The following is a 25,911-nucleotide window of genomic DNA, read 5'->3' on the forward strand; positions in this document are numbered from 1 at the left end:
CCCGCGAGGCATGTCGGACCCGGCTCACCACGGCAGCGCGGGGACCTCCACCTCCTGCGTGTCCTGCAGGGTGCCCGGGCCCACCGTCACGTCCTGGCGGTATGACAGCCAGCGTCCCTCACGTTCTTGCAACACGAGAAGCGTGTAGGGCCCGGGAGGGACGAGCACCCAGGTCCCCGCGTTGTGGATGAGCGGCGGGACGGCCTGTTCGCGCAGCCACCGCACCTCCGTGGCGGAGGCGGATTCGGGCGGCGCGGGGACGCGGCCGGGGAGGAGGTAGGAGGTGCCCTGCCTGCCGCGCTCGCCCCAGCGCAGCTTCAGCCGGACCCCCGTCGCCGTCAGCGGCAGGTCCACCCGGTTGACGCGATGTGGCTCGACGCGCACGACGCGAGGCACGGCCCTGCCGGTGTTCCCGCCCGCGAGCTTCACCACGTAGTCGCCCGGGGTCAGGTCGCGGAACAGGGCCACGCCGTCGCCCGGCGGGGCGTGGAGCTGCTCGTCCGGGTTCGCCTTCGAGACGGCCGCCAGGACGTCCCCCGACGGCCGGCCCTGCGCGTCCCGCGCCGTGACCTCCAGGCGGGTGGAGAGGGGCAGGCGCAGCTCGAGCGTGTCCTCGGTGGGGCCCACGACGCGCTCGAGCAGCGCGTGTTCCTGCTCCTCCTGCGCGGTGAGCAGGTAGGGGCGGGACTCCACGGCGGGCAGTTGGAAGGCGCCGTCCGGGCCGGTGGTGACGTCCGCGAAGGAGCTGGCGTGCTCCGCGTTGGCGACGTCTTCCGGCCGCAGCGACAGGGAGACGGACACGCCGGCCAGCGGGGCGCCGGTGGCGTCGTCCACCACGCGGCCCTGGATGACGTGGCCCGCCTCCACGCGCACCGTGCCCAGGTCCACGTCGCGGCCTTCGGGCACGTCCACGTCGCGCTGGGTGAGGGCGTGGCCCGGCGCCTGGAAGACGAGGTGCTGGGGGCCGGGCTCCTCCACGAAGACGGTGAAGGAGCCCTTCGGGTCGCGCACCGCTTCGTCGTTCACGGTGAAGCGGGTGATGGGCGTGCCGTCCTTCCTCGCCAGCCGGCCGGTGACGCGGCCCTGGAAGGCCAGGGTAATGCGCACGTCCATGTTCCCCGCGCGGGCGATGAGCTTGGGGCCCTCCTGCTCCTTGAGCCACCGGTTGAGCCTCGCGCGGGTCTCTTCGAAGGTCTCGTCGTCCGGGGCCTCGTCGGGGCGCTCCTTTCTGGGCGGCTGGGGCAGCGCGTAGCCCGGCTTCGCCGCCGTCAGCTCGTAGTCCCAGTCGCGCGCCAGCGGCTCCAGGACGAAGCGGCCGTCCGGGCCGGTCTTCGCGGAGAGGGGGGAGTACCCGCGGCCTTCGCTGTTCTCCTCCTCCTTCGCGGTGGCCTCCACGATGACGTCCGCCAGGGGCCGGCCCTCCGCGTCCACGACGATGCCGCCCGCGCGGCCGTCCATGTCCAGGCGCAGCGCCAGCTCCACCGTCTCCGAGCCGCGCAGCACCACGCGGTCGGGCAGGAGGCGCTCGTAGCCGCCCGTGGTGGTGCGCATCCACACGGCATAGGTGCCGGGCGGCAGGCCGTGGATGTCGAAGCGGCCGTCCTCGCCGGAGGTGCCCGCGAAGGTCGTGCGCTCGCTGTCGAGCGAGTCGCCGTCGTCTTCCGAGGGCTCGTCGTGGACGCCTCGCGAGGGCTCCGCCTCCTGCTTCACCAGGGAGACGTCCACCTCGTTGACGGGCGCGCCGCGCGAGTTCGTCACGGTGCCGCGCACGGTGCCGCCCGCGTCCAGGGTGAGCTTCAGGCCGGAGGTGGGGGCGCGGACCTGGAGCTTGCGCGGCAGGTAGCCGTCGGCCTCGACGGTGAGGGTGCCGGAGAGGGGCTGGTCCACCTTGATGGCGAAGCGGCCCTCCGCGTCGGAGGTGGCGTCGAAGGTGACGGGCACGTCGCGGGGCGGGTGCATCAAGATGAACGAGCGCGCGTACATGGGCGGAGGCGCGTCCGCCCTGCGCTTGCGGGCCGGGGGATGCAGCGACAGGGAGGCGTCCGCCACCGGCTGGCCCGCGGCGTCGGTGACGACTCCCTCCACGACGACGGCGGGGGAGAGGACGAAGTCCAGCGGCGGGCCGCCCGATGCCACGGTGCGGGTCGCGGTGAGGTCCAGCATCCGGTCCGCCACCACCTGGAAGGTGTAGTCGCGGGCCCGGAGGGGGCCCAGGCGCACGCGGCCGTCCGCGTCGGTGGTGCCGAGCGGCTGGAAGATGGGGGCGCCGAAGTGCTCGGAGAGCTCACTCGGCAGGTCGGCGCTCACCTCCGCGTGGGCCACGGGTTTGCCGGCGGTGTCGCGCACGGTGGCCTCCACGTAGAAGGTGGTGCCCAGGCGCAGCGTCACCCGGGCCTCGCGCGGGTCCTCCGGGAGCGTCACCGGTTCGCGCGCCAGGAGGCCGCCCTGCTCCGCCTCCAGCGTGTACTCGCCGGGGGGCAGGCCCTCCAAGGTGAAGCGCCCCTGGGCGTCGGTGGTGGCGACGCGCCCGCCGTCGAGCTCCGTGACGGTGGCGCCGGCGACGGGGTGCTCTCCGTCCACCACGGTGCCCACGATGCGCCGGGGGGCGAACAGGACGATGTCCTCCTGCATGGGCTCCACGGCCACCTCCCGCATCCACGCGGTGAGGCGCCCCGGCCCGGCGGCGAGGAGGCCATAGGTGTCCCCGGGCAGGGGGCCCAGGGAGAAGCGGCCGTCCGCGCCGGTCTTCGTCTCGAAGTAGCGCGCCGTGCCCGTGTGCAGCACGGTGACCTGGACCTGGGAGAGCGGGGCGCCGTCCTCGTCCACCACGCGGCCGGTGAGGGGCTGGCTGGCTTGAAGCGCCAGCGTCACGTCCCGGGTGCCGGTGACGACGTCCTCCTGGAGGCCCGCGCCCCGCGAGCCCAGGGCCCAGAGGGTGACCGTCCCCTGGGGCAGGCCCTCCAGCGTGAAGGTGCCGTCCTGCGCGGAGGTGGTGCGGGACAGGACGAAGGCGCCGCCCCGGTGGGCCTCCACCAGCTCCCGGACCCACTGGAGGGCGGTGACGGATTCGCAGTCCTCCGACACCAGCGAGACGCCGGGTTGGGCCGTGTCACAGGCCAGCTTCGTCAGGGTCTCCCCGGGCAGGGGGACGGAGGCGGAGACCTCGATGCCGGCGACGGGCTGCCCCTGGAGGTCGACCACGCGGCCCTGGACCTGGAGGGCGCCCTGGGGCGGCGCGGGCGGCGCGGGGGGGAGCTGCCGGCGGGCGGCGGGGGCGGCCGGCGGGGGCGCGGGGACGGGGGGAGTGGGGCGCGGCCACCAGAAGACCCCGGCTCCGAGGAGGAGCAGGAGCACCACGCCTCCCATGACCACCGCCGACGTCTTCCTCATGGCGCCCCTCCAGGGTGGGCGACTGTAGCAGCAGCGCTGACGCGGTCCTCCGAGGGGGCTGGCCGGCTGGCTGCTTCCGTGGGGACGGCGAAAAAAAACAGGGCCGAACCAAGGTTTTTCCCGGCCGACGTATTGAAGGCGAGGTGGGGATGCTGGGGGCAGAGCCACCAGGGTCCAAGGGCTCGGGCCGCGGAGCGGACCGGGCGGAGGGGGAACGGGTTTCGGGGGTCGATCTTCCGGGACTCAAGGTTTTCGGCAGTCGACGTTTTGAAGGAAAAGCAGGACGGACGCGGAGCTTTGGGGGCCGCATCCGAGAGGGGGACCCCTCGGGGGAGGGGTTGAGTTACTGGGAGCGCGTCGAGGGGGCGCGCTCCCAGTATTTTTTTGTGCGCCTGCCTATCCGCTGGAGACCACCCGCAGGGGTTGGGCGCCTTCGCGGGGGGACTTCGTGGCGCCAGGCAGCTCCAGGACGTGGGCGCCCTCCGCTTCGAACAGCTCGCGCAGCCACGGGTGGCAGGTGAAGGCGAGGACCTGGTGGGCCTCCGCCATCCTCGCGAAGAGCCGCACCGCGCCCCGGGCCCGCTCTGGATCGAAGTTCACCAGCACGTCGTCCGTGATGAGCGGCAGCGCGCCCCGCGTCTCTCCGAAGTCGCGGATGACGGCCAGCCGGAACGCGAGGAACAGTTGCTCGCGCGTGCCCCGGGAGAGCTGCTCCGCGCTCCAGTCCCTGGCGCCGTCGCTCACCCGCAGCTCGCGCGCGTCCCCGGCCGGGATGAAGACGCGGCGGTAGCGTCCCGCTGTCAGCTCGGAGAACAGCTCGCTGGCCAGTTGGATGACGCGCGGCTGCTGCTCCTCCTCGAACCTCCGGCGCGCCCTGCCGAGCAGCGCCAGCGTCAGCCGGTCCGCCGCGTAGCGCGTGGCCAGCTCCGCCGCCTTCGCCCGCAGCGTCTCCTCCTGGATGCGCAGCCGGGACACGCGGTCGTCGTTCTCCCACTGCGACAGTTGCGCCTTCAGGCTGCCCTGCTCCGTGAGCACGGCCTTGTGGCGCTCGCCCTCGGCCTTGTGGCGCTCGCGCAGCGTGGCGAGCTGTTCCTTCAGGCCCGCCTCGCCGCCCGCCGCGTGGACCTCCTCGTTCGCCGCGTTCTCACCCAGGCCGGTGAGCGCCTGCACCCGCTGGACGTGCTCGCGCACCCGGGCCGCCAGCTCCGCGTACCTGCGCGCCTGCACCGCGAGGCGGCGGAAGGTGGCCTCGTCCTGGCAGCCGCCCTCCGCGAGCAGCGCCTCCCACGCCTGGTCCTCGTCCAGCGCCAACTGGTCCAGCCGCGCCTTCTCCGCCAGCAGCTCTCCGCGCTGTCCGTCCAGGTGACGCTGGTCGGCGGCCCGGGAGCGCACCTCCTCCAGCGCCACGGACACGCGCGCGGCCACCGTCTCCGCGGGGCCCGGGGGCAGGCCCGCGGCCCGCGCCTCCTGCAGCAGCCGTGTCGTCACCGCGCCGCACGCGGCCTCCGCCGCCGTGAACTCCTCCTCGTCCGTGCGCAGGTCCACCAGCCGCTGCCGCAGCGCCGCGGCATCCAGCCACAGCGTCAGCGCCGACGCCGCGGAGAGGGCCTCCGGGAAGCGGCGCGCCACCAGGAAGGCCCTCCACTCCTCGCGCAGCACCTGCTCGCGCTGGCTCGCGTGCCGCCGCGCCTCCTCCACCCGCTGGTCCTCGCGCGCCGCCGTGTCCCAGGCCGTGCGCAGCGTGTCCTCCTCGCGCACCAGCAGCTCGCGCCGCTCGGCCTGCGTCAGCAGCTCCGCGAGCAGCGACTCCTGCGCGGCCAGGTCGGACAGCGACGCGCCCGGGGACAGCCCCGCCGCGCCGGAGGCGTTCAGCAGCTCCCGCTGGAGCAGCTCCTCGCGCGCGCTCATCGCCGCCTGCGCCGCGCGGAAGCGCTCCTCCTCCTGCTGCCGCCAGCGGTGCCGCGCCGCCTGCGCCTCCAGGCTGGCCTTGCGCGCCGTCTCCACGCGGTGGCGCACGAGCAGCAGCAACCCCACCAGCAGCAGGGCGCCCACCGCGCACAGCACGCCCACCGACGGGCCCGCGAGCCACGCCGCGAGCGCCGCGAACCCCAGCGCCACGAGCGCCGCCGCCACCACCCACGACAGCGGCAGCAGCGAGCGCAGCGGCACCGCGTCCGTGGGCGCCCGCACGCCGTCCAACTGGCGGCGCTGCTCCATCCGCTGCTCGGCCAGCCGCTCCAGGTCTCCGCGCGCCGCGCGCATCCGCCCCACCGCCGCCTGCCGCTGCCGCACCTGCGCGGGCCGCGCCTCGGGCAGGGCGGTCAGCTCCGCCTGGACCCGCCCCAGCGCCGACTCCAGCCGCGTCCGCTCCTCGCGCGTGCGCGCCTGCTCCGCCTCCGCCCGCGCGAGCGCCGTGTCCGCCGCGTCCAGCCGCCCCGCGAGCGACTCCAGCTCTCCGCGCGCCCGCGCGCCCAGGTCCAGCGCGAGCAGCCCGTCCGCGTCCACCGCGAGCCCCAGCTCTCCCAGCGACTGCTCCAACTGCCGCCGCCGCGACGTGAGCGACGCCCTGCGCGCGGGCAGCGAGCGGAGCTGCTCGGAGTGCCCGGAGTACGTGGCCAGCGCCGTGCGCAGGGACTCCGCGCGCTCGCGCACGGGCCAGGGGGCCGCCAGCCGCTCCCGCGCCTCTTCGATGGGCGTCAGCCGCTCGTGCAGTTGCGCCTGCTGGGCCCGGTACGTCTTGCGCCGCTGGAGCACGTCCTCCAGCCGCGTCTCCGCGCCCGGCGGGAAGGTGTCCAGCACCGGCAGCGTGGCCAGCTCCGCCCGGTCGCGCGCGAGCACGGCCAGGTCCCCCAGCGCGGACTCCAGGCGCGAGGCGTGGTCCAGTGCGTGTTCGGTGTGCTTGCGCGCCACCTCCAGCGCGTGGCCCTCCGCGACGCGCTCCGCCAACTGGTCGCGCGTGGAGAAGTAGAGCGCGGGCCGGTCCCCCGCCTCGCGCAGCGCCTGCCGCACCTCCTCCAGCTCCTTCATCACGCGGTTCAGCTCGGGCTTCTGGCCGCGCGGCGCGTACAGCGCCTCGGCGTCCTTGCGCAGCCGCTCCACCGCCTCCGGCAACCTGCGCGCGCCCTGCATGCCCGCGGCGAACAGCGCCTCCGACACGCCGCGCTGCTGCGCGAGCCGCTGGAAGGAGGACAGCTCCTCCAGGCGGAAGGCGAACACCTCGAAGAACAGCTCTCGCGGCACGTCCGCCAGCGCCTGGTCCAGCAGCGTCTCCGGCAGCGGCTGCCCGTCCAGGCCGCGCACCGTGAGCGTGCCCTCCGACGCGCGCTTGCCGCCGTGGCGGTGCACCACCAGCGGGCCGCAGGCCGTGTCCAGCCACAGCTCTCCGCCGAAGAGCGCGCCCTCCGGTTCGTAGCGCTCCGGCTGGCCGCGCTTCTCGAAGCCGAACAGCACGCCGCGCAGGAACGCCAGCAGCGTGCTCTTGCCCGCCTCGTTGGGCCCGTACAGCAGCGTGAGCCCCGGCCCCGGCGTCCCCGAGTACCCCCGGAAGTGCCCGAAGCCGTCCACCTGGAAGCGGTTGATGCGCAGGCCCGGCTTCATGATGCCTCCTCGTGGAGCTGCTCCACGCCGCGCTGGCCCGCCTGGGCCACCAGCTCCGGCCGCGGGGCCTCCAGCGCATCCACGCCCAGCCGCTTGAGGCGCTGCCCCAGCGCCGTCAGGTCCTCGTCGTCCCACAGCGCCGCGAGCGCCTCGTCGTCCTGGGACAGCGCCTGGGCTTCTTCCAGCAGCGTGCCCAGGAAGCCGCCCCCGGCGCGCACCGCCTCCAGGTCCACCTCCGGGCGGCTGCCATCGCGCAGCGACTCCAGCAGCACCGGCGGGTGCGCGCGCGCCAGCCGCTCGCGCAGGTCCGCCTCCAACTGCGTCCGGGCGCCCGGCCGCGCGAGCTCCCGGTGCAGCGGGCCGCGTCCGGCCAGCGTGAGGCGCACCGCGTGCCCGTCGAAGTCCTCCGCGCAGCGCGACTCCACCACCTCCGTGGCCACCGCCTGGAGCATGTCCAGCGACGTGACGCCCGCGAGCGGCACGTCCAGCCGGTGCCAGCGCACGCGGTCCACCGGCACGAAGCGCCTGCGCGCGACGCCGTCCTCCACGTCCACCACCACGCAGCCGCGCTCGCCCGTCTCATGCACGTGCCGGCCCTGCGGGTTGCCCGGGTACACCGCCACGCCGCCGCCGGGCAGCAGGTGCTCCGCGCGCGTGTGCACGTGGCCCAGGGCCCAGTAGTCCAGCCCGCCCGCCGCCAGGTCCGCGGCCGTGCAGGGCGCGTAGTTCGCGTGGCCCGCGTCGCCGCCGAGGTTCGCGTGCAGCAGGCCCACGCTGAAGTGCTCGCCGGTGCGGCGGAACCTCGCGGACAGGTTCTCTCGCACCTCCACGTCCGGATAGGACACGCCCTGCACGTGGCACAGGCGGTGGCCCTCGCGCCGCACCTCCACGTCCTCCCACTCCGGGCCGAACACCTTCACCGTCGCGGGCAGCCCCAGCGCGCCGGTGTCCCCGCTCAGCGGATCATGGTTGCCGTGGACGATGAAGGTCTGGATGCCCGCGCGGTCCAGCCGCGACAGCTCCGTGTGCAGGGCCAGCCGCGCGCGCACGGAGCGGTCCTTCACGTCGAACAGGTCCCCGGCCAGCAGGAGGAACGTCACGCGCTCGCGCAGGCACACGTCCACGATGCGCGCGAGCGCATGGAAGGTGGATTGCTGGAAGCGCTCCAGGAGGGGGCCGTGCGTGGCCACTCCCCGGAACGGCGTGTCCAGATGGAGATCCGCGGCGTGCACGAAGGAGAAGCGCATCGTGCGGGCACCGTACCCGAGTCCTGACCTCCGCCCGACTTTCCCGCCCCCGGGGGTGATGCGCGGGTGGACACAGCACATGCCCCCAGGTCCCAGGCCGCGTTCACCTCTGGAAACCCCGCACGTCGGGTGCACGTCCAGGCCCCTTGCGCTTCGCGCGAGCGCCCCTTGAGCAAAGCAAAGGGGCGCGGGCGCGCCACCCGGGGCACGCCCGCGCCGTCCCAGGCCTCAAGGGTCAGCGGGTGGGCTCGGGGACCGAGCCGCCCGTGTTCCCGGTGTCGGTGTTGCCGCTGGAGCCCGGCGTCACGGAGCCGCCGGTGGTGCTGCCCGTGTCACCGGAGTTGTCCATGCCGGCGCCGCCCGTGCCCGCGTCGTAGCCGGCGCCGCCCGTGCCCGCGTCGTAGCCGGAGCCGCCCATGCCCGGCTCCACCGTCGAACCCGACGAGCCCTGGGTGGTGCCCTGCTCATGCCCCCCGCCCATGGAGGGCTCGGTGCCCTGCGTGCCCTGGGAGCCCTGGGTGCTTCCGGCGCCTCCCGTCCCGCCCACGCCCTCCTGCGAGCGCTCCTTGCTCTGGCACCCCGTGAGGGCCATCGCGCCCGCCACCGCTCCCAGCACCATCCATCGCGTGAAACCCATCATGCACGTCCCCCCTTGTTGGTGTGACGAACCCAAGGCTGGGGGTGGGGCGACGCGGGAGCATCGTCCGGGGGCTGCACGGTGCCGGGCCGCCCTCCCCACGTGCCACGGGGCAGGGGCACGTCGGGTTGTCCGCCCTGTCACGGTGGATCAGGGCTCGCGGCGCAGCACGAGCAGCGCGTACTCCAGGCCGCCATCCAGCAGGCCCTGTTGCAGCCACAGGTGCTCGCGGCGCGACTCGGCGCGCACGGCGTTGAGCGCGGCGCGCAGGCTGTGCGGATCCGTGGGCGCGCGGGCCAGGTGCTCGTGGACGCGCAGCTCCGCGCTCAGCGTCCAGAAGCCCACCGCTCGCGCGGACACGTCGTCATGCGCCTCCAGCTCCAGGCCCGCGTCGCGCGCGTCGGAGAGGAAGGCGTTCACGCTGCCCAGGTGCCGGCTCCACGCGTTGTCGGAGGGGTGCACGGCGTCGGGCCGCACCCAGAAGCAGTCCGCGATGGCGAGCACGCCGCCGGGCTTGAGCCGGGCGTGCACGCCGCGCAGCCACTCCACGCGGGGCAGGGCGCAGGTGTTCTCCACGGCGATGACGGCGTCGTAGCACTCGCGGGGCCGGGGCGGCTCGCCCGTGTACGGCCGCACCTGCACGCGCGCGCCCAGGTCCGCCTCGTGCACGAAGCGGCGCGCCTGCTCCAGGTGCGCGGGCACGGTCACCAGCGCCGTCACGCGCGCGCGGTGCTCCTGGGCCCAGTACAGCGCGCTGCCGCCCAGCACGCTGCCCAGGTCGAGCACCTCGCCGCCCTCCGGGAAGGGGCCCATGGCGCGCGCCAGCTCCGCGAGCATCCGCTCCTGCGAGTCCTTCAGCCGCTCGCGCAGCTCCGGCGCCGGCGTGCCGGGCGGAGGCAGCCGGTCCACCAGCCCCGTGTGGCAGTACACGCGGGGCCCCGTGCCCTGGCGGGCGAGGCCGCGCGCGGCGAGGGCTTCATGGTAGGCGCGCACGTCGAACGGGGTGAGCAGGGGCGGGCCGCTGGACGGGTCCACCGCCTCGTTCGTGTCGCGCCCGCGCGTCAGGGACGTGGAGGGGTTCGGGATGAGGGCGCTGAGGGGCTTCATGGGTACTCCCGGGGCAGCAGGATGCGGAGCAGGGCGCCGCCTCCTGGTCCGTTGTGCCGGTGCAGCAGGCCTCCGCTGGCGCGGAGCAGGCACTCGCTGGTGTAGAGGCCCAGCCCCGTGCCCTGGGACTTGGTCGTGTAGAGCTCCTCCGCGGGCGCGTTGAGGCGCTCCGGAGGGAAGCCGGGTCCGTCGTCCTCGATCTCCACCTCCAGGCGTCCGCTGAGCGGTTCGGTGCGCGCCCGGATGAAGACCCGGGACGCGCCCTGCTCGCCATTGCCCTCGCATGCGTTGACAACCAGGTTCTCCACCACCCGGCGCAGCGTCAGCGGCCCGCCGCGCAGGAGCGCGCGAGGCGGCTGGGTCGCCGGCAGCTCCACGTGGATGTCCACGTCGGGGAAGCGCAGGGACACCTGGGCCTGCACGGACTCCAGGACGAGCCCCAGGTCCACGGCCTCCGGCTCCGTGCCGGCGAAGCGGCGGCTCTTGGCGCGCACCTCCTTCACCATCTCCTGGAGCTGCCGCAGGCTGTCCTGGAGCTGGCGGGCCTGGTCCTCGAAGCCGGTGCGCGCGAGCACGCCGCGCTGCGTGCCGAAGGCCTTCATCATGTCCGCGGCGGTGCCGGCGTCGTGCAGCACCTGGTCCATGCCCTGGTGGTGGCCGAGGATCTCCGCCATGGCCTGGGTGAGGCGGCCCACGTCGCGCTCCTGCTGCTCCACGAGCTGCGCGTGCACGGCGGCGCGCAGGCGGTCCGCGTCCGCGCGGGCCTGGTCGTGGCGCGTGGCGAGCGAGCCCAGGTACACCTGGGCGACGAGGGCGGTGGGGCCCACGACGGCGAGGAGCAGCCCGCCCTGGGCGCGCCACGCGAGGGCCGCCGCGCCCAGCAGGGCCACGAGCGTGCCGGCCAGGAGGAAGGGCTCGCGCCACGTCACCCGGTAGCGCTGGCCGTGCACCGCCGAGGTGCCGATGAGCAGCACGCCGAGGACGAGCGCGCCGGGGAGCGCGGCGAGCGCGGTGAGGCCCGCGAGGAAGAAGTGTTCCAGCGCCAGGCCCGGCAGCCACGCGAGCCAGTTGCAGGCCCCCACGCGCCGGTGGCGTGCGTGCACCCAGGCGAAGGCGACGCGGTGGACGGCGCAGGGCAGGAAGCACGCGAGCGCGGGGGTGAAGGGCACGGCGAAGAGGGTGTGGACGCCGGGGACCCAGGTCACGACGCTCACGAGCGCCGAGCCCTGGAGGAGGAAGCCCGCGAGGGGGCGCGCGCGCAGGGACGCGAGGAGCCGGCCCGCGTCCTGGGCGCGCATCCAGCGGCGGAAGGCCGTCACGCCCAGGCAGGAGGACGGGGGCGGGGACTTCACGCGCGGGCTCCGGAGCCGGACCGCGACATGGCGGTGCGGGCAGGACGGTGCCCGGACGGATGCAGGTCTCCGCGATACGGACGCATGCTGGTCAACCCCCCGGCACCAGGCGCAGCCCTCGACACGCAGAAGCAAAGGCGAAGGGGGCTCGCCGGTCAAACGCGGGGGCGAGGGCAGTGTTGGCCAGTCCGCCGACCCTGGCTTCCCGGTCAGGGCGGGGGAGGACTCCTGTCCGGAGCGACAGTGCTTGGGAGGGCGTGCGGGGCGCGATAGAGGGGCGCCCCATGCGTGACAGAATCCAGACGGTGTTGCGGAACCTGGCTCAATCTCCGGAGCTGGAGGTGCGGTGGCTGCACACGTTGTCGCTGCTGGAGTTCATCGGGGCGCGGAAGATTTCGCGCACGGTGGCGGACCGGCACCCGTCGCTGGAGGTGCTGGGGCACCTGGCGGACGAGACTCGCCATGCGTTCACGTTCAAGCGGCTGGCCTGTGAGGTGGCGGGCCGCGAGGACGTGACGGAGTTCCTGAGCGTGGGCGCGGCGTCGGCGTGGTTCCAGTCGCTGGACCGGCAGCTTGCGGAGTGGGTGACGGGCGTGACGGGGACGGCGGACGTGTACCTGCACTACCTGCTCACCACGGCGGTGGTGGAGCGCCGGGCGATGGTGCTCTACCCGCTCTACAAGGCGGCCACGCGGCACGCGGTGGTGCGCGAGGAGCTGGGGCGCGTGGTGGTGGAGGAGCAGTCCCACCGCCGCGCCATCGAGGACGCCTGCCAGCAGCGCCTGGACAAGGCGGGCACGACGCTGGAGCCCGCGCTCGCGCTGGAGGAGCGCCTGTTCGAGACGTTCCTCACCCAGTTGGAGAAGGACGTGGCCCAGGCGCTCGCCGGAGCCCAGGCGGCCTGAGCGGCCTGGATTGCATCCTCGGGGCGCGAGGACTATGTGACTCACTTCCGCGTCAGAAGTGAGTCAGGAGTGCTCGCCATGTCCCATCGATTGCAGCCCACCGTCTCCGACCCGGTCATGGAGCAGGTCCAACGGCTGCGGCGCGAGCTGGGCGGGGACGTCTCGGAGATCATCACCGAGGCCATCAGCCTGCTGGACAAGGTGGTGCTGGAGGCGCGCCGGGGCTCCCGGCTCGCCTTCGTGCCGCTCCAGCCCGGGCAGCCCCTGCGCGAATACAGCTCTCCGGCGCTGACCCGGCTGGAGTGGAAGGCGATGGACGAGGAGTCCATCGTCCTGCCCGCGAAGGACTTCGACCGGGTGGCCAAGGCCGTGGCCGCGCCCCCGAAGCCGTCGCGCGCGCTGCGCGAGCTCTCCCGCCGCCGCCGTCGCGAGCGCCCTTGAGCCGCGAGCCGCCCGTCATCCCCGCGCCGTTCACGGAAGCGCTGACCCGCGAGGACGCGGCCAGCGGCTTCCAGTGCGAGCACGAGGCCCTCAACCGCTTCTTCCGGCAGGACGCGGGCCAGAACCAGCGCCGCGACGTCAGCCGCACGTGGGTGCTGCGCCGCCCGGACACCCGGCCGGACTGGCCCCGCGTGCTCGGGTTCTACACGCTCGCCGTGGGGCAGGTGTCGCGAGACGAAGCGCCGGAGGCGGTCATCAAGCGTCTGCCGCGCTACCCGCTTCCCGCGGTCATCCTCGGACGGCTTGCCCGGGACTCACGGGTCCGGGGCGCGGGGGTGGGCGAGCAGTTGCTGGACGACGCGCACCGCCGGGCCCTGGCCATCGGGGAGAACGCGGGCGTCGTGCTCGTCATCGTGGATGCGAAGGACGCGTTCGCGGCCCGCTTCTACTCGCGCTTCGGCTACCGGCCGCTCATCGGCGTCAGGCCCGGCGCGCCGGAGTGGCCCCAGCGGCTGTTCCTGCCCTTGAGCCACCTGCGCGCGTCCTTCGAGGACGACGCCTGAGCCGTCAGGCTTCGTCGTCTCCGTCACCGGCCGCGCTGGAGAGCACCAGCTTCCCGCCCGTCCACGCGGCCTGGAGGTTCCTCGCGCGGCGTGCGCGCTTGCGGCTCAGCTCCACGCCCACCGCGTCCAGTCCCAGCGCGTTGGCCACCGCGAGCGCGGTGCCGTGGCCGCAGAAGGGGTCCACCACCGTGCGCGTGCGCGTCTGCTCCAGGATGAAGCGGCACGCCACCAGGCACGCGTTGAGCCCCATGCCTCGCGTCCACGTCACCTCGCCGGGGTCCGGCAACACGTCCGCCGTGGACTTCGCCGCGTCCGCCTTCAACCCCCGGCTGAAACACAGCAGGTGCGAGTACGCCGGCCTCCCGAACGTCACCGTCCCCGGCGCCCGGCGGCACACCACCTTGTGCCAGAGCGTGTCGCACCCCACCGCCTCCGCCGCCTTCGACACCAGGTAGCCCTTGTCCACCCAGGCGCCGTCCTTCTTCACGTCCGACTGGTAGAACACCGCCACTCCGTCCGCCGGCACCCGCGACAACACCTTCGCCGCCGCCCCCACGAACCAGTCCTTCCACTGGGGCACCGTGAGCTGCGGGAACTCGGAGACGTCCGGCAACGACGCCACCAGCGAGCACCCCTCCAGCACCGGCCGCGCCTCCAGCCACGCGAGCGCGTCCTCGCAGTACACCGTGCGCTTCGCTCCCGCCGTCCCGCTGCGTCCATCCGTCATGACGCACCCGAGTCTGCCGCAAGCGCGCACCCGCTCCCACCCTTCATTCCCTCCCCGCCCACCTACCCGTCAGGACAGCTCGCCCTTCCGGCCGCCGGGCAACCCCCGAGCATGTGGACGGCCACGCCCCAGTCGTGGCTTGCTACGCCTCCCCTGCAAGACGTGACTTCTCAGTCTTTCCCCCCGAAGAGGACAGCCCCCATGCCCACGACCCACGCGACGGATGGAACACCCCTGCACTACCGGGTGTTCGGGGACGGTCCTCGCGACGTGGTGCTGGTGCACGGGTGGATGGTGTCCGGCGCGGTGTGGGACTCCATGCTGGAGAAGCTGGACATGACCGGCCTGCGGCTCATCGTCCCGGACCACCGGGGCACCGGGGCCTCCGGACGGCCGGCGTCGGGGTACACGCTGGAGCAGTACGCGAAGGACGTGCTCGCGGTGGCGGACCACGCGAAGGCGGAGCGCTTCGCGCTGGTGGGCCACAGCATGGGCGGGCAGATCGCCAAGTGGGTGGCGGCGGGGTCGCCTTCGCGCGTCAGCGGCCTGGTGCTGCTCAACACGGTGCCCGCGGCGGGGCTGCCGCTGCCTCCGGACGCCGCCGGGCTGTTCCGCACCTCCGCGGGGGACCGGGAGAAGCAGAAGACCATCCTGGGCCTGGCCTGCAAGCAGTTGTCGCCGGAGTCGCTGGAGGTCCTGCTGAAGGACTCGGGCGCCGTGTCGAAGGACGCCATCGAGCAGTGCTTCGACTCCTGGACGGCGGGCGGCTTCGCGGACCGGCTGTCCGCCATCACCTCGCCCACGCTGGTGGTGGCCACGGATGATCCGTTCCTGCCGCCCACGTTCCTGCGGCAGGCGGTGGTGGGGCTCATCCGGAACGCGCGCCTGACGTACCTGCCGGGGCCGGGGCACTACCCCCAGGTGGAGCGTCCGGCGGAGACGGCCGCGCTGGTGTCGGCGTTCCTCGCGGGCAACGCCGCGCAGGCCTGAAGGAGGACGTGACATGGCCTGGGGGATGTCCTTCGAGCGCGACGCCGAGCACGACGTCGTCACCGCGAACTTCACCGACTGCATCCTGGTGACGGACGAGGACGTGGATCGCTGGCGGCGCGACGTGGAGGCGCAGTTCGCCAAGTTCAACGGCCGGGTGGACCTGCTCATCAACCTGGATGGGCTCGTCGTCCGCCACACGGCGGGGCGCACCTTCGGCAAGGTGCGCCGCGAGGTGCTGGAGCGCAACACGCACCGCTCGTACCGCTACGGCGGTGACGAGATGACGCTCATGTTCATTGGCACCAGCGGCGTCATCAACGGCGCCGCGGTGAACCACTTCCCCACGCGCGAGGCCGCCCTGGCGGCCCTGCTCGCCGAGCGCGAGAGCCTGCGCAAGCGCGGCTTCACGCCGTTCCTGCCGGGCGTCGTCAACACCAAGCCCTAGACGCCCGCGAACCACTCGTAGCCCCGGTCCTCCCAGGTGCCCCCCGTGGCCTCCGGGAGGAAGCGCACGGTGGTGAGGTACTTCACCATCTTGTAGCCCAGCTTCACGCCCGAATAGAGGCGCAGCGGCGCGCCATGGCCGGGGATGAGCGGCGCGCCGTTCATGCCGTACGCGAGCACGGTCTGGGGATGCAGCGCGCTCGGCGCGTCCCAGGACGAGTAGTAGCCCTGGTCGAACGAGCGGAACTCCACGAAGCCCGCGCGCGGATCCGCGCCCACGGCCCGCGCCAGGTCGCGGAGGGCCACGCCGTGCCAGGACGCCACCGCGCTCCAGCCCTCCACGCAGTGGTGGCGGATGCGGAAGTCGGTCCGGGGCAGCCGCCGCAGCTCCTCCAGCGTGAAGGCGCGCGGCCGGGCCACGAGTCCCCCCACCTCCAGCCGCCAGCCCGCGGGGGCCAGCGGCACGGTCTCGGAGATGAAGTACTGGGGGAAGTCGCCGGGCGGGGTGAGCTGCTCGACGGGCTCCTCGGGGGCGAGCCGGGCGGGGTGGAAGAGGGCGGACTGGGCGCGCTCGTTGAAGCGGTCCATCACGCCGAGGAAGCCCGCGCGCGGACGCTGGGAGTCGCACGCGCTGGTGGCGAGCGCGGCGGCGCCCAGGAGGACGCGGCGGCGGGTGAGGACGCGCTCAGCGGGCATTGGGCCTCCTCCCGCCGGTGATCATCTCCCCGAAGGTGCGCGGGTGCAGGGCGACCAGGATGACGTGGCCCACGGTGAAGAACGCGAACAGCGCGAGCAGCAGCAGGTGCACGAAGCGCGCGGGGTCGTAGCCACCGAAGAGGGCGGTGAGCCACTGGAGCTGCACGGGCTTGTAGAGGACGAGCCCGGACAGGATGGACAGCGCGCCCATCACGAGGGTCGTGGTGTACGCCAGCCGCTGGAGCCCGTTGTAGAGCCCCGTCTGCACGGGCGCGGGGCGCAGCCGCAGGTAGTACGCGAGCGTGGCCACGGCGTCGCGCGCGTCGCGGCGCGGGAGGAACAGGCGGCGGCGCCACTCACCGCTGAAGGCGAGATAGAGCACGTACGCGAACCCGTTCAGGGCCAGGAACCAGCCGAACGCGAAGTGCCAGCTCCGCGCCCCCGCGAGCCAGTCCCCCAGGCGCAGCCACGATGGCGGCACGGCGTCCTGGAAGGGATAGAGCGCGAAGGGCCGCCCGCGAGGCCCCATGCGCGGATACGCGACGAGGATCTGCAACCCGCTGGCCGCGAGGATGGCGAGCAGCGGCACGTTGGCCCAGTGTGCGAGCCGGATGGGCCAGGGCTGGGGACGGCGGGACTCGAGCGGGTGCACGCGGCGGAACCCAACACCGCGATGGTGCCCGGGGCCATGCGGCGGGAGGGCGGCGTGAACGCCTGGGAGAGGACTTCGCTTACGTCAGGGGACGCCGTACAGGGATTGCCGTGGCACTGGCCCTCGGGTCGCGGAGCATTGGCAGACATTGGACGGCGCGCCGGGCTCGCACGGTCCGGGTCCCCCGTGGATTGGACGTGTGGGAATCCCCCGGTATCGTTCCCTGACCCGTCCACCTTCCCCGAGGATGCCGTGACCCTGAAGCCTGCCCGTGCGTTGCACCTCGTGGGGTTGTTGCTGCTGAGCACGTTCGGTTGCGTGGAGGAGGATCCCGCCGTCACGGCGCCGCTGGCCGGTGGCGCGCGGCTCGTGGTCGCGCCGCCCAGGTCCTTGGAGGCCGCCTCGGTGACGGCCTCGGTGACGCATGCGTCGGGCGCCACGGAGTCGAAGGCGCTGACGCTGGCGGCGGATCCGGATGGTGGCCTCGCGTGGTCGGCCGTCGTGAAGCCGGAGTCTCCCGAGGAGGAGCTCCAACTGACCGTGACCGCCGAGGACGCCGCGGAGGCGGTGGTGGCCTCCGTGAGCCCGAACGCCGGGGTGAAGCTGCCGCTGTACGGGGAGTCGCTCGTGGTCCTGGTGCCCCAGCCCGAGTCCGGCCTGCCGGGGCTGGCCAACCACGCGCCGCGCATCCTCGCGGTGCGTGCGCCGCGCGCCATCGTGGCTCCTGGCGACACCGTGGAGCTGCGCGCGGAGGCCAGTGACCTGGAGGGGCAGGCGCTGACCTACGAGTGGACCGCCTCCGGCGGGGTGCTCGATTGCGAGGACGCGGTCTGTGAATGGACGGCGGCGCCCCCGTCGGCCCCCGCTGCTGGCACCGGGGGCGACGCCGGTACCGACTACGACCCGGCCCTCAAGAATGACGTGTTGATCCGCCTGCGTGTCACGGACGCGCAGGGCGCGGTGTCCACGCTCCAGTTCCACATCGGCGTGGGCACCGTGCGCACGCCCCCGTCGCTGAGGAAGACGTGGTTCAACCGTGCACCCATCCCCTCTGAAGCCGGAACGCCCCAGCAGGTGATGCTGGGCGGTACCTTCCAGGTTCCGGCGACGGCGAGGGTGACGGACGAGGACGGCACCGGAGATGTGCTCACGTACGCCTGGAGCGCGACGTGCGAGGGCACCTTCGACGACGTCACCCGCGCCACGCCCTCCTTCAAGCCGACGGCGGAGCCCACGGACTGCGCCTGCCAGTTGAAGGGCGCCGTGAAGGACGGCTTCGGTGGAAGCACGGAGCAGCTCGTGAACCTGTGCGTGCGGGCGGAGGCGCCGCCGGTCCTGGAGACCACGTCGCAGTCCGCCACGAGCGCGCTCGCGGGCGAACGCGTGACCTTCACCGTGAGCGCGGTGGATCCGCGCGGCGAGGCGATGACGTTCGCCTGGAAGTCGGACGTCGGTGCGCTCGGCACGCCGGTGGGCAATGGCGCGGCGAGCACGGTGGACTGGACGGAGCTGTCCTGCCTGCCGGCGGACGTGACGCCCACCGTGGAGCTGGTGGTGACGAACGCCTCTGGCGCCAGCACGCGGCACTCCTTCCCCGTGACCTGGATGGGCCGGCGCTGCGGCCCGGGTGAGACCGCCTGCGCCATCACGCTGTCGCCGGGACAGGTGACGCTGCGCGAGGACTGCGTGGTGCAGAGCGCGGTGTTCATCCCGGACGGCTTCACGTTCAACGGGGGCGGGCACACGCTGACCGCGTCCGAGGCGGGCGCGGGGGACCACTACAAGGGCGCGGTGCTGCGCAACCGGGGCGCGGTGGCGAATGTGCGGGACGTCACGGTGACGGCGCGGGGCCTGTCGGACGTGTGTGACGGGGACGCGGACCGGCTGCGCGGCATCCTGCTGGAGGGCGCGGGCGGCACCATCGAGGACACGGTGGTGGAGGACCTGAACCAGGCGGACAACATCGGCGGCTGCCAGGAGGGCTTCGCCATCGACGTGCGCAACCTCGCGCCGGACGCCGCGCAGGTGGCGGTGACCGTTCGGAACAACCGGCTCACGGGCTACCAGAAGGCGGGCGTGGTGGTGCTGGGGCGCGTGGCGGCGACGGTGGAGGACAACGACATCGACGGCCTGGGCCCCACGGACCGCATCGCGCGCATCGGCATCCAGCTCGCGCACGGCGTCTCCGGCCAGGTGGTGCGCAACCAGGTGCGGGGCAACGCGTACATCTTCGAGCGCGACTCCGGCTCCGGCATCCTGGTGTTCGGCGGCCCGTACTACGGCGCGGGACGCGAGCTGTGCCACGGCCTGCGCATCGAGGGCAACGTGCTGACGGAGAACGACGTCGGCGTCAGCCTGCTCCAGGCGGTGGACCTCGACTTCTCGCCCCCGCCCGAGTCCCAGGACATCCAGGTGGTCGACAACACGCTGACCAAGGCGGGCCTGACGGGCTCCTATCAGGCCGCCATCTCGGACAACGGGACCGCGAACCTCATCAGCCGCAACCGCATCAGCGGTGCCGGCTACGACCCGGCCGAGTACCCGGACAACGCCCTCTCCGTGGACGTGACGCTCCAGGGCGATGCGCGGCAGGTGGGCTTCGCCACCCCGGCGCGGACGCTGGACGTGGGCGTGTGCTCGGAGGTGCTGGTCGTGCAGGGCCGGGACCTGGCGGACAACCTGGCCCCGCTGTCCGTGCCGGAGGTGACGCTCGCCGCGTCGGATCCCGGCGCGACCTTCCACCTGCTGCCGGACTGCTCGGACGCTCCCGTGACGGTGGTGAGCCTCAAGAACCCGCAGCGCGAAGGCCTCTTCTACGTCCGCGCTGCCGCCTCCGACTCGCTGACCGTCACGGCGACCGGCGACGGCGCGAGCAGGAGCCAGGAGCAGACGGTCCGCTGAGCCACGCTCCGCGTGCGCGCGGCGGCCCGACCGCCGGTCCAGGTGGAGACGATGGCCGCCGGATGTTCGCCTCGGCGAAGCGGGCGCGGTAGAGGGGAACGCGTGTACGGACGGGCGGTCATTTCCTGGGTGGGGCTCTGCCTCCTGTTGCTGCTTCCCGCGTGCGCGCCGCGAGCCACGAAGCCCACCGCGCCCACCGCGCCCGCCGTGGCGCCCGGAGGCGTCGAGGCGCTGGCCCTGCGCTACCTGGACGCCTGGGCGCGCAATGACGTGGCCGCGCAGCGCCGGATGCTCGTGGACGCGCCCCCGGACTTCGACGCGCAGCACGCGCGCTGGCGGCAGGACCTGGGCGTCATCGCCTCGCGCTTCGACCCGGTGGTGCTCGAGTCCCAGGACGCCACCACCGCGGTGGTGCGCTTCCGCGGCGTGCACACGCTGCGCGGCCTGGGCGACTGGGAGGTCGAGTCCCGCCTGCGCTTCGTGCTCCGGGGCAGCCGCTGGAGCCCGCGCTGGACGCCGGAGGTGTTCCATCCCGACGCGCGGCCCGGAGACCGCTTCGGCCGCACGCGGAGCTGGGGCCCTCGCGCCGACCTGCTCGACGCGAACGGCGACCCGCTCACCCAGCCGGGCGAGGTGATCCGCGTCGGCGTGCTGCCGGGCCGGGTGAAGGACCGCGCGGCCGTGGCCAGCGTGCTCCAGTCGCAGCTCGGCGTGGACCCCGCGAAGGTGCTCGCCGCGCTCAACGCCGCGAGCGCGCAGCCCGAGCAGTTCCTCGCGTTCATCGACGTGCGCCAGGAGCGCTACCAGCAGGTGCGCGCCGTGCTCGCGCCGGTGCCCGGCATCTTCTTCCGCAAGCGGCCCGCGCGCCTCTCCCCCGCGGAGGGCTTCGCCGCGCACACGCTGGGCCGGGTGGGGGAAATCACCGCGGAGGTCCTCCAGGCGCTGGGCATGCCCTACCAGCCGGGCGACGTGGTGGGGCTGTCCGGCCTGGAGCGCGCACAGGAGCGGACGCTGGCGGGGCGTCCCTCCGGCGAGGTGCGGCTCCAGCGCCGCTCCGGCGGCAGCGAGCTGCTGTACCGCTTCGAAGGCGAGCCGGGGCGCGCGGTGCGCACCACGCTGCGCATGGACGTGCAGGCGGCGGCGGAGGCGGCGCTCGTGGACGTCACCCAGCCGGCCGCGCTGGTCGCGGTGGACACGGCCACGGGCCAGGTGCTGGCGGTGGCCAGCCGGCCGCTCGGCGAGGGGTGGCACCGCGCGCTGATGGGGCGCTACCCCCCGGCCTCCACGTTCAAGCTGGTGACGGCCACGGCGCTGCTCGAAAGCGGCCTGAAGCCGGACTCCCGCGTGGAGTGCCCCCTGGAGGTGACGGTGGGCCGCAAGCGCTTCCGCAACTTCGAGTCCGAGGTGCTGGGCGCCACCACGCTGCGGCGGGCGTTCGCGCTGTCGTGCAACACGACGTTCATCCAGCTCGCGGCGAAGCTGGACCCCCGCGTGCTGGAGGACGCGGCCCGGCGCTTCGGCTTCGGGGTGTCCTACGACGTGGGGCTGCCGTCTCCCGGCGCCACCTTCCCCCCGCCCAAGGACGACGCCGAGCGCGCGGCGGACGCCATGGGCCAGGGCCGCGTCCTGGTGACGCCGCTGCACATGGCCACCGTCGTGTCGGCGGCGGCCACCGGCGTCTGGCACGCGCCCAGCCTGCTCGCGGACGCGGCGCCCGGCCCGGAGGCGAGGCTGGGCCCGGGCACGACGGACATGCTCCGCGAGCTGATGCGCGCGGTGGTGACGGACGGCACGGCGAAGTCCGCCGCCAGCATCCAGGGGCTCATCGGCAAGACCGGCACCGCGGAGTTCGGCACGTCCGTGCCGCCGGAGACCCACGCGTGGTTCGTCGGCGTGCGCGACGGCATCGGCTTCGCGGTGTTCGTGGAGGGCGGCGGCGTGGGAGGCCGCGTCGCCCTGCCGCTCGCGGTCCGGTTCCTCCAGGGCCTGGACGCGGCCTCGGTCCTGTCCTTCAAGCGGGACGACGCCAGCTAGGGCAGCGGGGCCGTCCCTCCGAGCGCCGCGCCCCTTCCCTCGCCGGCCGCTGGTCACCCCGGAGGACCCTGCCCACGTTGCGAGGATGGGCGCCCAACGCTCGAGCGGCCAGGGCACCGGGCCCATGGCGCACCCCCCGCGTCACTCCGGCGCGCGGCGGAGGCAGGCACCGGCGCGTGAAGGGCCCCCCGCTTGGAGCGAGCCGGTGGAGTCCCTGCGCGCCCGGCTGGGCGCCCCGCTCCAGGGGCTGTCCTCCCAGGAGGCCGAGGAGCGGCTCGAGTCCCTGGGCCCCAACGAGCTGGAGTCCCGCCGGCGCCGGTCGCTCCCGCTGGAGCTGCTGCTGCGGCTGGGCAACCCGCTGGTGCTGGTGCTGCTGGTGGCGAGCGGCATCTCGGCCGTCGTCCACGACCTGACCAGCTCCGCCATCATCGCCGTCATCGTGTTGATCAGCGTGACGCTGGACTTCGTCCAGGAGCACCGCGCCAGCAACGCGGCGGAGCGCCTGCGCGGCGCGGTGGCCCTGCGCGCCCGGGTGCTGCGCGACGGCGTGGAGCAGGAGCGGCCCGCCACGGAGCTCGTCCCCGGGGACGTGGTCCTGCTGGCCACGGGCAGCCGCGTGCCCGCGGACGCGCGCCTCCTGGAATCACACGCGCTGTCCGTCAACGAATCGCTGCTCACCGGCGAGCCCTACCCCGTGGAGAAGACGCCGGGCCTGGCGCCCGCGGACGCGCCGCTCGCGGAGGTGGACAACACCGTCTTCGCCGGGACGTCCGTGCTGGGAGGCACGGCCCGCGCGCTCGTGTTCGCCACCGGCCGCGACACGGAGGTCGGCGGCATCGCCCGGGGGCTGGACGCGCCCGTCGCCTCCACCGCCTTCGAGCGGGACACGCGCCGCTTCTCCGTGATGCTGATGCGGCTCACGGTCCTGATGGTCCTGTTCGTGCTCCTGGTGAACCTGACCCTGGAGCGCCCGCTGCTGGAGTCCTTCCTCTTCGCCATGGCCCTGGCGGTGGGGCTCACGCCGGAGCTGCTCCCCATGGTGGTCTCGGTGACGCTGGCGCGGGGCGCCCTGCGGCTCGCGGACCAGGAGGTCATCGTCAAGCGGCTGAGCGCGGTGCACGACCTGGGCTGCATGGACGTGCTGTGCACCGACAAGACGGGCACGCTCACGGAGGCGAACATCCGGCTGGCGGGCACGGAGGACGCCGCCGCCCGGCGCAGCGAGCGCACCCTCGCGTGGGCCTGCCTCAACAGCCACTTCGCCACCGGCCTGCGCAGCCCCATGGACGAGGCCATCCTGGCCCGGGGCGCGGAGTGCACGCAGGGCTGGCGCAAGCAGGACGAGCTGCCCTTCGACTTCGAGCGCCGCCGCGTGTCCGTGCTGCTGGAGAAGGAGGGCCGCCGCGTCCTGGTGGTGAAGGGCGCGCCGGAGGCCCTGCTGTCCCGCTGCGAGGCGTGTGAAGTCCTGGAGGGCCCGCCGCGGGCCCTGGACGAGGACGCGCGCGAGGCCCTGCAGGCCCGCGCCGACGCCCTGGGCGAGCAGGGCTTCCGGGTGCTGGGGCTGGCCTGGCGCGACGTCCCGTCCCAGCGCGAGCCGCTGTCCCTGGAGGACGAGACGGACCTCGTCTTCGCGGGCTTCGCGTCCTTCCTGGACCCGCCCAAGCAGAGCGCCCGGCCCGCGCTGGCGGCGCTGCGCGACGCGGGCATCGCGGTGAAGGTGGTGACGGGTGACAACGCGCGGGTGGCGGTGCACGTCTGCCAGGAGCTGGGGCTGGAGGTGCGCGGCGTGCTCAACGGCGCGGAGCTGGCCCTGCTGGACGACCCGGGCCTGCGCGCGCGGGCGGAGGACACCACCGTCTTCGCGCGCGTGTCCCCCGCGCAGAAGAGCCGCATCCTGCGCGCGCTGAGGCAGCGCGGCCACGTGGTGGGCTACCTGGGGGACGGCATCAACGATGCGCCGTCGCTGCACGAGGCGGACGTGGGCATCTCCGTCGCGGGCGCGGTGGACGTCGCCCGCGAGGCCGCGGCGCTCCTGCTCCTGCGCCAGGAACTGGGCGTCCTGCACGACGGCGTGCAGGAGGGGCGGCGCACCTTCGGCAACGTCATGAAGTACATCCGCATGGGGACCAGCTCCAACTTCGGCAACATGCTGAGCATGGCCCTGGCGTCGCTGGTGCTGCCGTTCCTGCCCATGCTGCCCATCCAGATCCTCCTCAACAACATGCTCTACGACGTGTCGGAGCTGGCCATCCCGCTGGACACGGTGGACGCGGAGCAGCTCTCGCGGCCCACCCGCTGGGACCTGCGCTTCGTGCGCCTCTACATGGCGGTGTTCGGCACGCTCAGCTCGCTCTTCGACGCGGCGACCTTCACGGTGCTGCTGCACGGCTTCCACGCCGGGGCGCCGCTGTTCCAGACGGGCTGGTTCATGGAGTCGCTGACCACGCAGGTGCTGGTCATCTTCATCATCCGCACCCGGGGCGGCGTGGCGCGCAGCCGCCCCGCGCGGCTCCTGGTGCTGTCGTCGCTGGGCGTGGTGGCGGTGGCGTGCGTGCTGCCCTTCACGCCGCTGGGGCACTACTTCGGCTTCGTGCCGCCGCCGCCCGCCATCCTCGCCTCGCTGGGCGCGCTGGTGGCGCTGTACCTGGGCTGCGCGGTGGTGCTCAACCGCTGGTTCTTCCGCCGCTTCGACACCGCCTGAGGATGCAATCGCCCCGCCAGCGGGCCGTAGGGAGGCTCATGCGTGGGAGAGAGCGAATGACCTGGAGTCCGTTGCGCGTCCTGGCCGTGGCCCTGCTGTTCATCTCCGAAGCCGCGGTCGCCGCGACGAAACCGCAGGAGCTGGACAGGTTGCTGACGCAGTACCACCAACTGCGCCAGTTCAACGGCGCGGCGCTCGTGGCCAACGAGAAGGGCGTCATCCTGAAGAAGGCCTACGGTCAGGCCAACTTCGAATGGAACGTGCCCAACACGCCGGACACGAAGTTCCGCCTCGCGTCCGTGACCAAGCAGTTCACCGCGATGGTCATCCTCCAACTGGTCTCCGAGGGGAAGCTGAAGCTCGACGACACGCTGGTGTCGGCCCTGCCGGACTACCGCAAGGACACGGGCTCGCGCATCACCGTCACGCACCTGCTCAACCACACGTCCGGCATTCCCAACTACACCAGCCAGCCTGACTTCTTCCCCAAGGAGTCGCGCAACCCCTCCACCGTGGCGGACTTCGTGAAGCGGTTCGCCAGCGGAGACCTGGAGTTCGAGCCCGGCTCGAAGTTCGCGTACAGCAACTCCGGCTACTACCTGCTGGGCGCCATCATCGAGCGCGTCACCGGCAAGACGTACGCGCAGGCGGTGCAGGAGCGCATCTTCACGCCGCTGGGCATGAAGGACTCCGGCTACGACGTCACCGCCACGGTGCTGCCCAAGCGCGCCAGCGGCCATGAACTCACGCCAGACGGCTACGTCCACGCGGACTATCTGGACATGTCCCTGCCGTACGCGGCCGGGTCGCTGTACTCGACGGTGGAGGACCTCTACCGCTGGGACCGCGCGCTCTATGAGAACAAGCTGCTGCCGGAGGCGCTGAAGCAGAAGATGTTCACGCCCGGCCTGGAGAACTACGGCTTCGGGTTCTCCATGGACCCGCTGAAGCTGGACGACGGCAAGACGGAGCTGGCCACCATCAACCACAGCGGCGGCATCAACGGCTTCAGCACGCGCATCTACCGGGTGCCCGCGAGCCGGGAGGTGGTCATCCTCCTGGACAACACGTCGCGCGGCGACAAGCTCAAGCCGCTGGCCGCGGGCCTCTTCAGCGTGCTCCACGGCATCCCGCCCAAGGCGCCCCGGACGGGCATCCGGGAGCTGCTGAGCCAGACGCTCGACAAGCAGCCCATCGCGAAGACCATCGCGCACTACCGCGAGCTGAAGGCCACCAGGCCTGACGCGTATGACTATTCCGAGGAGCAGCTCAACAGCCTGGGCTACCAGTTGCTCCGGACGGGCCGCGCGGCGGACGCAGTGGAAATCTTCAAGCTCAACGTGGAGGTGTTCCCGAAGGTGGGCAACGGCTATGACAGCCTGGGCGAGGCGTACCTCGGGGTCGGTGACAAGGAGCAGGCGCGCGTGAACTACCGCAAGGCCCTGGAGCTGGACCCGAAGAACGCCAACGCGGCGGCCGCGCTCCAGAAGCTGGGGACGGCCGTTCCCTGAACCACGACTCGCG

At 73.4% G+C, this 25,911-nt stretch carries 18 protein-coding genes; 9 read left to right on the forward strand and 9 right to left on the reverse strand.

Going from position 1 to position 25,911, the window contains the following annotated elements; genetic code table 11:
• Nucleotides 1-24 precede the first annotated feature (24 nt).
• The 6 genes from K8612_RS35910 to K8612_RS35935 form a co-directional block, all read right to left on the reverse strand.
• The gene (locus K8612_RS35910; protein ID WP_223765560.1) at nucleotides 25-3,390 is read right to left on the reverse strand and encodes a carboxypeptidase-like regulatory domain-containing protein; all 3,366 of its coding nucleotides are present in this window, start codon (nucleotides 3,388-3,390) and stop codon (nucleotides 25-27) included.
• 396 nt (nucleotides 3,391-3,786) lie between these two features.
• Entirely contained in the window at nucleotides 3,787-6,987 is a 3,201-nt protein-coding gene (locus K8612_RS39420) for an AAA family ATPase (RefSeq protein ID WP_306799783.1), read from the reverse strand.
• Nucleotides 6,984-8,234 (reverse strand): DNA repair exonuclease, encoded by a 1,251-nt coding sequence (locus K8612_RS35920; protein ID WP_223744568.1) that lies wholly within the window; start codon nucleotides 8,232-8,234, stop codon nucleotides 6,984-6,986. The genes K8612_RS39420 and K8612_RS35920 overlap by 4 nt, the downstream gene beginning before the upstream one ends.
• A gap of 235 nt (nucleotides 8,235-8,469) precedes the next feature.
• Complete coding sequence (locus K8612_RS35925) at nucleotides 8,470-8,874, reverse strand: hypothetical protein (RefSeq protein WP_223765561.1); 405 nt, start codon at nucleotides 8,872-8,874, stop codon at nucleotides 8,470-8,472.
• Nucleotides 8,875-9,021: 147 nt separating this feature from the next.
• Nucleotides 9,022-9,978 (reverse strand): cyclopropane-fatty-acyl-phospholipid synthase family protein, encoded by a 957-nt coding sequence (locus K8612_RS35930; RefSeq protein ID WP_223765562.1) that lies wholly within the window; start codon nucleotides 9,976-9,978, stop codon nucleotides 9,022-9,024.
• Nucleotides 9,975-11,330 carry a HAMP domain-containing sensor histidine kinase gene (locus K8612_RS35935; RefSeq protein WP_223765563.1) on the reverse strand — a complete coding sequence of 452 codons (1,356 nt, stop codon included), beginning with the start codon at nucleotides 11,328-11,330 and terminating at the stop codon, nucleotides 9,975-9,977. Before K8612_RS35935 ends, K8612_RS35930 begins: the two co-directional genes overlap by 4 nt.
• 284 nt (nucleotides 11,331-11,614) lie before the next feature.
• On the opposite strand from K8612_RS35935, the gene K8612_RS35940 reads away from it, so the two are divergent.
• The 3 genes from K8612_RS35940 to K8612_RS35950 all read left to right on the forward strand — a co-directional run bounded on the left by K8612_RS35940 (nucleotide 11,615) and on the right by K8612_RS35950 (nucleotide 13,239).
• Nucleotides 11,615-12,235 carry a hypothetical protein gene (locus tag K8612_RS35940; RefSeq protein WP_223744572.1) on the forward strand — a complete coding sequence of 207 codons (621 nt, stop codon included), beginning with the start codon at nucleotides 11,615-11,617 and terminating at the stop codon, nucleotides 12,233-12,235.
• A gap of 78 nt (nucleotides 12,236-12,313) precedes the next feature.
• Nucleotides 12,314-12,676, forward strand: a complete 363-nt coding sequence (locus K8612_RS35945) for a hypothetical protein (protein ID WP_120580531.1) — start codon at nucleotides 12,314-12,316, stop codon at nucleotides 12,674-12,676.
• Nucleotides 12,673-13,239 (forward strand): GNAT family N-acetyltransferase, encoded by a 567-nt coding sequence (locus tag K8612_RS35950; RefSeq protein ID WP_223744573.1) that lies wholly within the window; start codon nucleotides 12,673-12,675, stop codon nucleotides 13,237-13,239. The genes K8612_RS35945 and K8612_RS35950 overlap by 4 nt, the downstream gene beginning before the upstream one ends.
• Before the next feature lie 4 nt (nucleotides 13,240-13,243).
• On the opposite strand, the gene K8612_RS35955 is transcribed toward K8612_RS35950, so the two are convergent.
• Nucleotides 13,244-13,966 (reverse strand): site-specific DNA-methyltransferase, encoded by a 723-nt coding sequence (locus K8612_RS35955; RefSeq protein ID WP_223765564.1) that lies wholly within the window; start codon nucleotides 13,964-13,966, stop codon nucleotides 13,244-13,246.
• A 201-nt stretch (nucleotides 13,967-14,167) separates the two neighbouring features.
• Here K8612_RS35955 and K8612_RS35960 point away from each other — a divergent pair, with 201 nt between their 5' ends.
• Nucleotides 14,168-14,956, forward strand: a complete 789-nt coding sequence (locus K8612_RS35960) for an alpha/beta fold hydrolase (protein WP_223744575.1) — start codon at nucleotides 14,168-14,170, stop codon at nucleotides 14,954-14,956.
• Between the two features lie 13 nt (nucleotides 14,957-14,969).
• Complete coding sequence (locus tag K8612_RS35965) at nucleotides 14,970-15,404, forward strand: hypothetical protein (protein WP_223744576.1); 435 nt, start codon at nucleotides 14,970-14,972, stop codon at nucleotides 15,402-15,404.
• Here the strand turns inward: K8612_RS35965 and K8612_RS35970 are convergent.
• Entirely contained in the window at nucleotides 15,401-16,099 is a 699-nt protein-coding gene (locus K8612_RS35970) for a molybdopterin-dependent oxidoreductase (RefSeq protein WP_223765565.1), read from the reverse strand. The two genes, K8612_RS35965 and K8612_RS35970, sit on opposite strands and share 4 nt — an antisense overlap.
• Complete coding sequence (locus K8612_RS35975; protein WP_223765566.1) at nucleotides 16,089-16,751, reverse strand: cytochrome b/b6 domain-containing protein; 663 nt, start codon at nucleotides 16,749-16,751, stop codon at nucleotides 16,089-16,091. The genes K8612_RS35970 and K8612_RS35975 overlap by 11 nt, the downstream gene beginning before the upstream one ends.
• A gap of 252 nt (nucleotides 16,752-17,003) precedes the next feature.
• Here K8612_RS35975 and K8612_RS35980 point away from each other — a divergent pair, with 252 nt between their 5' ends.
• The 4 genes from K8612_RS35980 (at nucleotide 17,004) to K8612_RS35995 (ending at nucleotide 25,898) form a co-directional block, all read left to right on the forward strand.
• Nucleotides 17,004-19,652: a right-handed parallel beta-helix repeat-containing protein gene (locus tag K8612_RS35980; protein WP_223765567.1), complete on the forward strand. Its 2,649-nt coding sequence runs from the start codon at nucleotides 17,004-17,006 to the stop codon at nucleotides 19,650-19,652.
• A 102-nt stretch (nucleotides 19,653-19,754) separates the two neighbouring features.
• The gene (locus tag K8612_RS35985; RefSeq protein ID WP_223765568.1) at nucleotides 19,755-21,686 is read left to right on the forward strand and encodes a penicillin-binding transpeptidase domain-containing protein; all 1,932 of its coding nucleotides are present in this window, start codon (nucleotides 19,755-19,757) and stop codon (nucleotides 21,684-21,686) included.
• Nucleotides 21,687-21,891: 205 nt separating this feature from the next.
• Entirely contained in the window at nucleotides 21,892-24,387 is a 2,496-nt protein-coding gene (gene mgtA / locus K8612_RS35990) for a magnesium-translocating P-type ATPase (protein ID WP_373692164.1), read from the forward strand.
• Nucleotides 24,388-24,443: 56 nt separating this feature from the next.
• Entirely contained in the window at nucleotides 24,444-25,898 is a 1,455-nt protein-coding gene (locus K8612_RS35995) for a serine hydrolase (RefSeq protein ID WP_223765570.1), read from the forward strand.
• Nucleotides 25,899-25,911: the final 13 nt, after the last annotated feature.

Origin of the sequence: Corallococcus sp. AS-1-6 (genome assembly GCF_020037015.1) — a bacterium.
Taxonomy (GTDB): Bacteria; Myxococcota; Myxococcia; order Myxococcales; family Myxococcaceae; genus Corallococcus.

What these genes read in the sequence shown, in the direction of transcription:
- K8612_RS35970 (WP_223765565.1), bottom strand. Translation starts at nt 16,099, where the DNA reads ATGCCCGCTGAGCGCGTCCTCACCCGCCGCCGCGTCCTCCTGGGCGCC.
- K8612_RS39420 (WP_306799783.1), bottom strand. Translation starts at nt 6,987, where the DNA reads ATGAAGCCGGGCCTGCGCATCAACCGCTTCCAGGTGGACGGCTTCGGG.
- K8612_RS35960 (WP_223744575.1), top strand. Translation starts at nt 14,168, where the DNA reads ATGCCCACGACCCACGCGACGGATGGAACACCCCTGCACTACCGGGTG.
- K8612_RS35910 (WP_223765560.1), bottom strand. Translation starts at nt 3,390, where the DNA reads ATGAGGAAGACGTCGGCGGTGGTCATGGGAGGCGTGGTGCTCCTGCTC.
- K8612_RS35930 (WP_223765562.1), bottom strand. Translation starts at nt 9,978, where the DNA reads ATGAAGCCCCTCAGCGCCCTCATCCCGAACCCCTCCACGTCCCTGACG.
- K8612_RS35925 (WP_223765561.1), bottom strand. Translation starts at nt 8,874, where the DNA reads ATGATGGGTTTCACGCGATGGATGGTGCTGGGAGCGGTGGCGGGCGCG.
- K8612_RS35965 (WP_223744576.1), top strand. Translation starts at nt 14,970, where the DNA reads ATGGCCTGGGGGATGTCCTTCGAGCGCGACGCCGAGCACGACGTCGTC.
- K8612_RS35995 (WP_223765570.1), top strand. Translation starts at nt 24,444, where the DNA reads ATGACCTGGAGTCCGTTGCGCGTCCTGGCCGTGGCCCTGCTGTTCATC.
- K8612_RS35955 (WP_223765564.1), bottom strand. Translation starts at nt 13,966, where the DNA reads ATGACGGATGGACGCAGCGGGACGGCGGGAGCGAAGCGCACGGTGTAC.
- K8612_RS35920 (WP_223744568.1), bottom strand. Translation starts at nt 8,234, where the DNA reads ATGCGCTTCTCCTTCGTGCACGCCGCGGATCTCCATCTGGACACGCCG.
- K8612_RS35945 (WP_120580531.1), top strand. Translation starts at nt 12,314, where the DNA reads ATGTCCCATCGATTGCAGCCCACCGTCTCCGACCCGGTCATGGAGCAG.
- K8612_RS35940 (WP_223744572.1), top strand. Translation starts at nt 11,615, where the DNA reads ATGCGTGACAGAATCCAGACGGTGTTGCGGAACCTGGCTCAATCTCCG.